This window comes from Halobacterium bonnevillei (assembly GCF_009831555.1).
In the GTDB taxonomy this organism is placed as follows: domain Archaea; phylum Halobacteriota; class Halobacteria; order Halobacteriales; family Halobacteriaceae; genus Halobacterium; species Halobacterium bonnevillei.
Genome location: NZ_WUUU01000116.1, coordinates 1 through 9,612 on the forward strand (window position 1 = coordinate 1; position 9,612 = coordinate 9,612).

A 9,612-nucleotide genomic window follows, 5' to 3' on the forward strand; every position below is an offset into this window, starting at 1 on the left:
CAGGGAGCTGCAGGGACGGACGTGCCAGGGAGCTGCAGGGACGGACGTGCCAGGGAGCTGCAGGGACGGACGTGCCAGGGAGCTGCAGGGACGGACGTGCCAGGGATCAGCAGGATCGGACGTGGCAAGGGGCCAAATTGGGAATTGGCCGGTCACGGGCGCCAGCCCCGTTGGCACCCGTTGCAGATACTGCAAGCCCTAAGCACCTCGCGCCGTATCGTCCGATAATGAACGGCAATCGCTTCGGGCGGCTCTTCCAGGTGACGACGTACGGCGAGAGCCACGGCCCGGGAATGGGCGTCGTGGTGTCCGGGTGTCCGGCGGGACTGGAACTCGACGAGGAGACGATTCAGCGGGAACTCGACCGGCGCAAGCCAGGCCAGTCGATGATCACGACGTCGCGCGGCGAACCCGACGAAGTGACCATCCAGTCCGGGATTCAGGACGGGTACACGACCGGGACGCCAATCGGGATGACCATCCAGAACAAGGACGCGAAGTCCGGGAAGTACGAACCGTTCGTGACGGCGCCCCGACCCTCCCACGGCGATTACACGTACTCCGCGAAGTTCGGCACGCGCAACTGGGGCGGTGGCGGTCGCTCCTCGGCGCGAGAGACCGTGAACTGGGTCGCGGCGGGTGCGATCGCCCAGAAGATCCTCCAGCAGGAGGGCGTTCAGGTGAAGGCGCACGTCAACCAGATCGGCGACATCGAGGCGCCGGAAGTGTCCTTCGAGGAGATGCTCGAACACACCGAGGACAACGACGTCCGGTGCGCGCACCCGGAGACCGCCGAGAAGATGCAAGAACGCATCGAGGCGTACCAGGAGGAGGGCGATTCCATCGGTGGGTCGATCTACTTCGAGGTTCGAGGCGTCCCACGCGGGCTTGGTGCGCCAAGATTCGAAGCAGTCGAAGCGCGCCTCGGCCGCGCGATGCTGTCCGTCCCGGCGACGACCGCCTTCGAGTTCGGTCTCGGGAGGGAGGCCAGGACGTGGACCGGCAAGCAGCGCAACGACGACTGGGAGTTCGGCGACGACGGGGATCCGGTCCCCGTCGAGAACGACCACGGCGGCCTCCAGGGCGGCATCACGACCGGCGAACCGATCTACGGCGAGGTCACGCTGCACGCGCCGACGTCAATCCCGAAGGAACAGCAGACAGTCGACTGGGAGACCGGCGAGGAGAAGACCGCACAGGTAGTGGGCCGCCACGACCCAGTGCTCCCGCCACGCGGCGTGCCCGTCGTCGAGGCGATGCTCAACATCACCATCCTGGACTTCATGCTGCTCGGCGGCCGCATCAACCCGGACCGCCTCGACGACCAGCCGGGCGAGTACGACACCGACTACCACCCGAGCAGTCCGCGCAACGAGTGAGGGCGCAGTCCGCGTTCCAGCAATCAGAGTATCCAGAGCCGCGCCAGTTTCGGACCGAGAACGCGAGCGAAGCGGCTTTCCTTATCTGCGCACAACACGCGACTAGATGGACGCGCACCAGGACGGCCCACAGAACCCGTACGGGATGGACGAGGACTGCCGGAACTGTCCGGGGCTCTGTGACGTCCGCGACCGCGTCGTTCACGGCTACGGCGACGTAGGCGCGGACTTCGTGTTCGTCGGCGAAGTACCGAGTGCAGCCGCGGAACGCACGGGCGTCCCGTTCACGGGCGACGACGCGGGCGAACGGTTCCAGCACATCCTCGGGAGCGTCGGCCTGAACTACTCGCTGCCGACCAGCGACCAGCCCGAACTGGACAACGCCTACCTGACGTACCTCGCGCGCTGCCGGCACCCTGAGCGCGACCCGAGCGACGAGGAAGTGGTGACCTGCGAGCCGTACCTCAACGCCGACATCCGCATCATCAACCCGGAGGTGCTGGTGCCAGTCGGACAGCGCGCGCTCACCGAACTCGGCCGCGAGTACACGACGACGCCGGCCTCGGAACTCGACGTCCAGGAGTGTCACGCCACGTCGATCCGCGGGCGCGGGTTCGAGCTGGCGCCGATGGTTCACCCCGCCGAGCAGACCGACGAGCAAACGGACGCATACGTCGACTTCTTCCTCGACCTGCTGGAGTCGGACTACCGCCAGACCAAGGGCCGCAGAGGTCGTTAATCGGGGTTGCGAGTGGGACCATCGACCGGTCCGCCTACCAGTATTGGGTCTTGCCAGCGACAGTTCCCCCCGCGCCGGCGACGCCAGCACCCACGACACCGAGCATCGCCGCGACGAGTACCGCGATTGTGACAACCGTGGACGCGTCCCCGAGTGACGCAGCGAGCGAGCCGACGGCGCCGACGAGCGCGAGAGCGGAGAGCACGAGTGCCAGCGCGGTGAGTAGCTTCGTGACGTACATCGAGTAGCGATTGCGGGCGCATTCGTCTTCAGCCGTTCGGCTGGCACACTGGGGCTATAGTCCCAGGTGCGAGGTCGTGGGCTCCGTCCCGGATTGGACTGGGACCGCGGCGTTCAAGCGTCCCCCGGACCGACTGCCAGACATGACAGTCGTCGCCGTCACGGTAGACCCGCCGCGGGAGGGCCTCGTGTTGCCCGCGCTCGCCGAGGAATCGACGCTCTCCGAGCGCGAAGCCGCAACGCTGTACGAGGCGATGGCCGCGGACGCGTTCCGTGCCGTCGTCGAGAGCGGCGGCGACCTCATCGTGAACTACCGGTCGGACGACCAGCTACCCGACGAATTCGTCGGCAGTGACGCGAACGCGGAAGCGGAGATCCGGGACCTCCTCGGCGACGTGCTCACGGACGAGGAACGCGAAGAGGTGCGCGTCGAAGTGCAGGTCGGGTCGTCGAAGCACGCGCGCGTCGGCAACACGGTTACGCACCTGCTCGAGTCCGAGGGCGCGAACTCCGCTGCGGTCCTGGAGCCGGACGCGCCGCTGGTCGGGCGGAAGCACGTCGACAGCGCCGCGATGAAGCTCCGGCGGAATCCGGTCGTGCTGGGGCCGTCCGCGAACGGCCGACTCTACTTCGCGGGCTTCAAGCGCCCGATTGACTTCGAGGGCGCGTGGGACGCCCCGGAAGTACAGAGCGTGACCGAGCGAGCGTTGGACGCGGGCTACGACGTCGACTTCCTCCCCGAGCAGACCCGCGTCAGGTCGAGGTCTGGGCTCGCCAGCCTCGTGTCGAGCCTGCGCGCACGCGGTGCGGCTGACCGCATCGTGCCGACGTACACGGCCGCCTACGTGGACGAACTCGGCCTGCGAGTTGCCGACCGAGACGGCGAGCGTGTCGTCGTCCGGGATTGAGGGAGTGCCGGCTGCGACACTGTTTGTGAACTGTTGGTGCGGGCTTGCAATGCACGGACCCCCGGTCTGCAAATGTTCTTCTGGTAGCACGAACGGGAATCGTGGCGGAGAGGGGGACCCCGGTTTGCAAGTGATACCTGTCAGTGAACAGTTTGCCGAAGGTTGTTCGGTGATGGGTCCGGGGCCGAACTGCAACTGGGGTCGGCCCAATCGGAATTGGCACACCCGATCCCCCACCCCGTATTTCAAGTGTTCTTGTAGAATCGGCAGGCGGCCCGATGTAGGTACCACCTACCTGCCGATCCAGAACGAATAGAAACGCCTGACCACGCCAGCACAGAAACGCCTGACCACGCCAGCACAGAAACACCTGAACAGGACAGCCGTCAGTTGCTCTCGTCGGCGATCGCCTCGTGGACCATCTCGGCGTCCACGTCGAGTTCGTACTCGAAGAACTGCCCGCCCCCGCGCCCGTAGTTCCGGTCGTGCTGGCGGAGGAATCCGAGCATCGAGAGGTCGTTGAGATGGTCGTGGACGCTGCGCTGGCTGAGCGGTTCGGACGCGTAGCCGGCGGCGACATCCTCGTAGACCTCGTAGAGTTCCTTCGCGCGAACCGGGGTTTCGCCGCTGACCGCCATCTCCGTGACTGCGAGCAGGACGTACTGACCGTGCGTCGTGAGGTCCTTGATGGAGTCTTTGATGCGGCCGCGCTCGACACGCTCGACTGCGGTGTCGACGTCGGTCTCGGTGACGACTTCGCGGCCGTCCTCGACAGCGACGTTCACGGCTTCGCGGAGCAAGTCGATAGCCTGCCGCGCGCTCCCCCGGTCGCGGGCCGCGAGCGCAGCGCACTGCGGGATGACGCCGTCCTCCAGGACGTCGCCGCGCAGGCCGCGTTTCGCGCGGTCGGAGAGGATCGTCACGAGTTCGTTGGCGTCGTACGGCGGGAACTTGATCTCTCGCTCGCAGAGCGTGTCCTGGACTTTCGGCGAGAGGTCGTTGCGAAATGTGTAGTCGTTGGAGATACCGACGACGGCGACCTGGGAGTCCTCGATGTTGCCGTTGGTCTTCGCGCGCGGCAACTGGTACAGCAGCATGTCGTCGTCGCCGAGGTTGTCGATCTCGTCCAGCACGATGAGTACGGTGCCCTCGCGCGCCTCGATTTCGTCGAACAGCGCGTTCAGGACGTCGGAGGTCGACAGTCCGGTCGTGAGCGGGTCGCGGTCCGTGTCAGCGCGCAGTTCGTTCACGAGCGCGATGGCTGCCTGGTACGACGACGGGTGGTGGTGGCAGTTGACCTCCACACTCGCCACGGTATCGACGCCGTCGCGGTCCCGCGCTTCGTACTCGAGTGCGTCCATCATGTACCGCGTCACTGCCGTCTTGCCGACGCCGGTCTTCCCGTAGACGAAGACGTTGTCGGGCTCCCAGCCGTCGACGACGTCCTGGAGGGCGTTCGCGTACTGGTCGATCTCCTCGTCGCGTTCGAGTATCTCCTCCGGCTCGTAGTGGTCTTTCAGTACGTCCTTGTTGGTGAACAGCTCGACGCGGTCACGAAACGGCGTCTCCATCGCTGGTGCCCGGATTTCTCCTCACCCACCATAATACCACTGATTCTATTGTTTCTAGTGTTTCGCGTGTTCGCTCTTGCACCGCGCTCTCTTCGCCACAACACGTCCCTGTCTCGTCTGTTCTACTGCCGCAAAACATTTGCAGACCGGGGTGCCCCTGTCGGACACACTGTCAGGAAACATTGTACTGGCACGACAACTCGCACAAGCACGCACCGCAGCCCCACCACCGCTCAGTCTCGCCACCATAACACTCGAAATCCGGGGTGGGGCCCGTCGTCACCGCACGACAACGACAGTTTCAACCGTCGGCCTGTCCTATCGTCGCTCGCGCGGTGAGGTGGCAGAGCGGCCCAATGCGCCGGTCTTGAAAACCGGTGGCGTCAGCCTCATGGGTTCAAATCCCATCCTCACCGTCCACCGTTCTTCGAACCCACAGGACCCCAATGGCGAGTCCGCTGCGCCCACTCACCGCGCTCGAATCACCACGTGCTCGTCCCCTGCAGCGACGGATTCGACGGTTTCGAACGCCGATAGTTGCGGCCGGAGGTCCAGCTCACGGTGGTGCACAGCCAGCAACTCACCCCCACTCCGTAGCACGTCCCGCACACCGACGAACAGCCCGTCGAGTACCTCGTCGGTCGCGTGCGTCGGGGGATTGCAGAGCACGCGGTCGAAGCATTCAGCCGCAACACCACGAAGGCCGTCCGCAGTGACTACGGACGCTTCGACGTCGTTGACTTCGAGGGCGCGCTCCGCGCAGGCTGTCGCCACCCGGTCGTCGTCGGTGAGCCAGACCTCGCAGTCGGCAGCCGACGCGGCGTACGTACCCAGGGCGCCGTATCCACAGCAGAGGTCCAGCACGCGCTCGCCGTCTGAGAGCTTCGCGGACTCCGCAAGCAGCCGCGTTCCGGCATCCAGTTCCGACGCCGAGAAGACGCCCGGCACCGACACCAGCGACAGGTCGATACCGTCGGCGATCACCTCGAATTCCCGGACCGTAGCGCACGTTCGACACTCGAATCCATTAGCTGGATTCCCGCGGAGAGTCGCCTTCAGCACCTGGAATCCATCACGAGAGCCGGCGCTCTCGACGGCACCGGCGACGTCCTCGAGGAGTCTCTCGTACCGCGCCAATCCCGTGTGCTTCGCTGCGGCGACGTAGATCAGGCCGTCCGGCGCGAGTCGCGACGCGGCATCCAGGATGCGTTGCGCGCCGACGTCGAGTGGCGTGTACGGCTTCGGGGCGTACGCCACCGCGTCGAACGTCCGTTCGTCGGGAACGCCGGGCAACTGAAGCATCCCGCCGCCCGTCGTTTCCTCCAACCCGGCGCTCGTCGTTCCTTCCAACTCGGTGATTCCTGTAGTCAGCGTCACGGCCGTCTCGACGCCGTTCGCTGCGGCGTTGCGTTCGCAGAGCGTCGCTGCCCGGGCGCTCGATTCCGTCATCGCTACGTATTCGGTCGACGCAGCGAGGAGGACGCCGACGACGCCGTAGTTCGCCTCGGGAACGAGCAGTCTGTCAGCGGCGGTCGACCAGAGCACGTCCGCGAGGAGGAGTTCCGGCGTCCGAAACGACTGCTTCGAGCAGACGCCGTCGGCCGTCTCGAAGACGTACTCGGGCCTCGCGCCCTCGACACGTGATTCGAGAGCGAGGTCGTACCGGTGTCCGATCACGACGACCACCCCCGGAAGAGTTGGCCCCGGCCCCGTACTGCGACTGCATACGGGCGCGCTGCCGACGACTTGCGCCCCTCTGGGTTCTGATTGCTCTGGTATCGGTGCTGGCGACTCGGTGGTGTGGCTGACATCTGGTGATTCGGCGGCTCGCGTCACTGAGACGGCGACACGGCGCGCCCCGCGCAGCCCAACCCGTGGTTCGAATGTCCACTTGGGGAGTGCTGGTCAAAGCGTACGGAACAGCGGAAAACTGTTCAGACCCTACCCGTGGCTACGCCCGAGGGCGCGCACCGAGTGCCGAACAGCGTGACCGCGCGGCGACGGTACCGGTCGTCTCCGGTCGGGCACCGCGGGCCCACAGTCGGCGAGCCGGCCGAACCACCGACCTGTGACTGCTCGACGGCGAGCCGAACGCGTCGAACCTCACCGGGTCGTGGTCAGCCTGGGGGGCCTGTTCAACCTATCACGAACGTGTCTGCCGACCCCACTAAACTGTTTGCGTCGTCAGGGACGGCGACTGAACGTCGTCAGGGACGGCGAGTGAGCGACGTGCGCCGAGCCGGCTGTGACAATGTCCGACGCGCGGATTGAGAAACCGTTTTGGGGCCGGCGGCGAACCACTCGCGTATGGCAGAGATGGAAGACCCCTCGGGGCGGGACTGGGTGCACGACCCGGACGGCGAGCACGGTAGCGAGGGCGGCCGCAACTACGACATGGCCGTCCTCTCGAAGATGACCGACGAAGAGGCGGACTTCCCACTCCAACGCGAGGCGTTCCTGGAGGAGTTCGGCGAGTGGCCGGTCCGCATCAACCACGAGAAAGTCGTCTCCGTCGCGGACATCTTCGAGCACGTCGACGAAGACGAATTCGAGACGAAAGTCGACTTCCACAAGGCCGTTGGCGGCGCAATGCGGCGCGCGGACCTCTGGGAGTACCACCCCACAGAGTAGCGCGCTTCGGGGACTCGCGTTCCCCGGTGACTACCGACTACGACTCCGGTTCTGTCTTCTCGCTGGTGCTCTGAGATCCCGTCGTTTCATTACCGTCCAGACGCTGGGTCTTCTCGCTTTCGTCCAGACGCTCCGTCTCCTCGCTTGCGTCCAGACGCTGGGTCTTCTCGCTTTCGTCCAGACGCTCCGTCTCCTCGCTTGCGTCCAGACGCTGGGTCTTCTCGCTTTCGTCCAGACGCTGGGTCTTCTCGCTTTCGTCCAGAGCTCCCGTCTTCTCGCTTGCGTCCTGCTTGTAGCCCTCGTCTGCGTACTCCTCGCGTTCGAAGCGTTCCTGTTCGCTGCGCGCAGCCCACGCAGCCATCTCTGAGCTCTCGGCCTGCACTTTCTCCTCGAGGAGGTTGACGGCGACGGCGTTGGCACCCTCAGGGATGATGATGTCGGCGTCCTTCTTCGTCGGTTCGATGAACTGCTCGTGCATCGGCTTCACCGTCGAGAGGTACTGGTCCATGACGCCCTCGAGGTCGCGGCCGCGGTCGACGACGTCGCGCTCGATGCGGCGGAGGATCCGAACGTCGGCGTCGGTCTCGACGTAGATGTGGAGGTCGAGCATGTCGTTGACGTCCTCGTCGTAGAGGGCGAGAATCCCCTCGAGGACGATGACGTCGGTCGGTTCCACGGTGACGCAGTCGTCTTTCCGGAGGTGTTCGCTGAAGTCGTACTGGGGCATCTCGACGGCCTGGCCGGAGAGCAGTGTGTCGAGCTGTTCGCGGAGCAACTCCCACTCGAACGCCGACGGATGGTCGTAGTTGACGTTCTTCCGCTCGTCGAACGCCATGTGGCCGAGGTCCTTGTAGTAGTTGTCCAGCGGGACGAGCGTGGCCGCCTCCTCGACGTTCTCGGTGATCTCGTGGGCGACCGTCGTTTTGCCGGCTCCCGTCCCCCCGGCGATCCCGATGGCGAACGACGGAATGGTCATTGCTACACGTGAGTGGCTGCGCCGATGTTGAATCCAGCGTTTCCGCGCGAGGCCGCCGCCAGCAATCGCCGGCGTCGCTGTCGACTCGTCACTGTTCAGCGACGATTCCAACGTATAGACGCCTGAAGAAGTTGGTTCGGGAGCCGTATAGACGTTTTGGGAATACCTTTTAGCCCGATTGAGTGCTAGCTCTTACCATGCCTCAATTAGCCCTCAGGGACGTGCTCTCCCACGAGTTCGTCGGCGTCAGCGAATCCGACGAACTACTCGATGCGGTGGAGCTGATGCGCTCGGAGAACACGAGCAGCGCGGTGGTGCTTCGCGGCAGCACGCCAGTTGGCGTCATCACCGCGGAGTCGGTGTTCGACCTCCTCCTGGACGACGGGGATCCTCACGATGTCACGGCAGCGGACGTGATGGACGAGACGCCGGAGTCGCTGTCGCTCGACGCGTCCGTCGCGGACGCTGCCGACCTCATGGGTCGTACGGGCGACCCACGGGTGCTCGTGGCGGACGACAACGGCGTCCACGGCATCGTGGAAGCCCGCGACGTCGCGCCGAGCGTCGAGAAGCGTGTCCGCGGCGCGCCGTCCGCGCCCTCCGGCCCACCGTCGAGTTCGCAGGGCGAAGGCAACGAGACGTACGCCGAGCAAGGGGTCTGCGAGGGCTGCGGGAGTCTCGCACACCAGCTCGTGGACGTCAACGGCCAGTTGCTCTGCCCCGAGTGCCGGGCAGTCTGAGAGCGCAGGTCGGCGGTGCGGGTGGCCGACACGACTGCGGCGGTACGACGAGTATCCCTGAGCGGTTCAGCGATCCGCGGCGGTCATACTTCCTCCAACACCCCGAATCCGCGAGGCTCGCCCGATTCCTCCCGCAGACCCACACTTGCGCCACCGATTGCCGAAGGAACGGGGCCCGCAGTGGTGTTCGTCGGGACGTACAGTAACGCCTATACCCGACGCCTTTCTCGGTCCCACCACATGGCGATACGGACCCTCGACGACCTCGACGCGATGGACACCGCGGTCGGGGTGCGGGTCGACATCAACAGCCCGCTGGCCGAGGACGAATCGCTCGCGGACGACGCACGCCTGCGGGCGCACGTCGACACGCTCGCGGAACTGCTCGACCGCGGCGCCCGCGTCGCGGTGCTCGATCACCGACTCGC

The 9,612-nt window shown here is 65.7% G+C and carries 9 protein-coding genes, 1 tRNA gene and 1 pseudogene; 7 read left to right on the plus strand and 4 right to left on the minus strand.

Annotated elements, in window-relative coordinates; genetic code table 11:
• Positions 1-227 precede the first annotated feature (227 nt).
• Together aroC and GRX66_RS12960 are read left to right on the plus strand one after the other, a co-directional pair.
• Positions 228-1,379 carry a chorismate synthase gene (aroC, locus tag GRX66_RS12955; protein WP_159526939.1) on the plus strand — a complete coding sequence of 384 codons (1,152 nt, stop codon included), beginning with the start codon at positions 228-230 and terminating at the stop codon, positions 1,377-1,379.
• A 106-nt stretch (positions 1,380-1,485) separates the two neighbouring features.
• Complete coding sequence (locus tag GRX66_RS12960) at positions 1,486-2,118, plus strand: uracil-DNA glycosylase (RefSeq protein WP_159526940.1); 633 nt, start codon at positions 1,486-1,488, stop codon at positions 2,116-2,118.
• A gap of 34 nt (positions 2,119-2,152) precedes the next feature.
• Here the strand turns inward: GRX66_RS12960 and GRX66_RS12965 are convergent, their stop codons facing one another.
• Positions 2,153-2,359 carry a hypothetical protein gene (locus GRX66_RS12965; RefSeq protein ID WP_159526941.1) on the minus strand — a complete coding sequence of 69 codons (207 nt, stop codon included), beginning with the start codon at positions 2,357-2,359 and terminating at the stop codon, positions 2,153-2,155.
• A gap of 142 nt (positions 2,360-2,501) precedes the next feature.
• Between GRX66_RS12965 and GRX66_RS12970 the strand changes: the two genes are divergently transcribed.
• Positions 2,502-3,266 carry a DUF2064 domain-containing protein gene (locus tag GRX66_RS12970; protein ID WP_159526942.1) on the plus strand — a complete coding sequence of 255 codons (765 nt, stop codon included), beginning with the start codon at positions 2,502-2,504 and terminating at the stop codon, positions 3,264-3,266.
• A gap of 386 nt (positions 3,267-3,652) precedes the next feature.
• Here the strand turns inward: GRX66_RS12970 and GRX66_RS12975 are convergent, their stop codons facing one another.
• Positions 3,653-4,837, minus strand: a complete 1,185-nt coding sequence (locus GRX66_RS12975; RefSeq protein WP_159526943.1) for an orc1/cdc6 family replication initiation protein — start codon at positions 4,835-4,837, stop codon at positions 3,653-3,655.
• A 334-nt stretch (positions 4,838-5,171) separates the two neighbouring features.
• Here GRX66_RS12975 and GRX66_RS12980 point away from each other — a divergent pair.
• A tRNA-Ser gene (locus tag GRX66_RS12980) sits at positions 5,172-5,253 on the plus strand.
• A 52-nt stretch (positions 5,254-5,305) separates the two neighbouring features.
• On the opposite strand, the gene GRX66_RS20030 is transcribed toward GRX66_RS12980, so the two are convergent.
• Positions 5,306-6,514 carry a methyltransferase gene (locus GRX66_RS20030; RefSeq protein ID WP_325064106.1) on the minus strand — a complete coding sequence of 403 codons (1,209 nt, stop codon included), beginning with the start codon at positions 6,512-6,514 and terminating at the stop codon, positions 5,306-5,308.
• Between the two features lie 630 nt (positions 6,515-7,144).
• Between GRX66_RS20030 and GRX66_RS12990 the strand changes: the two genes are divergently transcribed.
• Complete coding sequence (locus tag GRX66_RS12990) at positions 7,145-7,468, plus strand: DUF5785 family protein (protein WP_201293013.1); 324 nt, start codon at positions 7,145-7,147, stop codon at positions 7,466-7,468.
• A gap of 369 nt (positions 7,469-7,837) precedes the next feature.
• Here the strand turns inward: GRX66_RS12990 and udk are convergent.
• Positions 7,838-8,444: pseudogene (udk, locus tag GRX66_RS20815) on the minus strand (uridine kinase); the annotation flags it as partial.
• A gap of 197 nt (positions 8,445-8,641) precedes the next feature.
• On the opposite strand from udk, the gene GRX66_RS13000 reads away from it, so the two are divergent.
• Together GRX66_RS13000 and pgk are read left to right on the plus strand one after the other, a co-directional pair.
• Positions 8,642-9,184, plus strand: a complete 543-nt coding sequence (locus GRX66_RS13000) for a CBS domain-containing protein (protein ID WP_159526944.1) — start codon at positions 8,642-8,644, stop codon at positions 9,182-9,184.
• A gap of 240 nt (positions 9,185-9,424) precedes the next feature.
• The coding region (gene pgk / locus GRX66_RS13005; RefSeq protein ID WP_159526945.1) for a phosphoglycerate kinase at positions 9,425-9,612 on the plus strand (188 nt) is incomplete at its 3' end.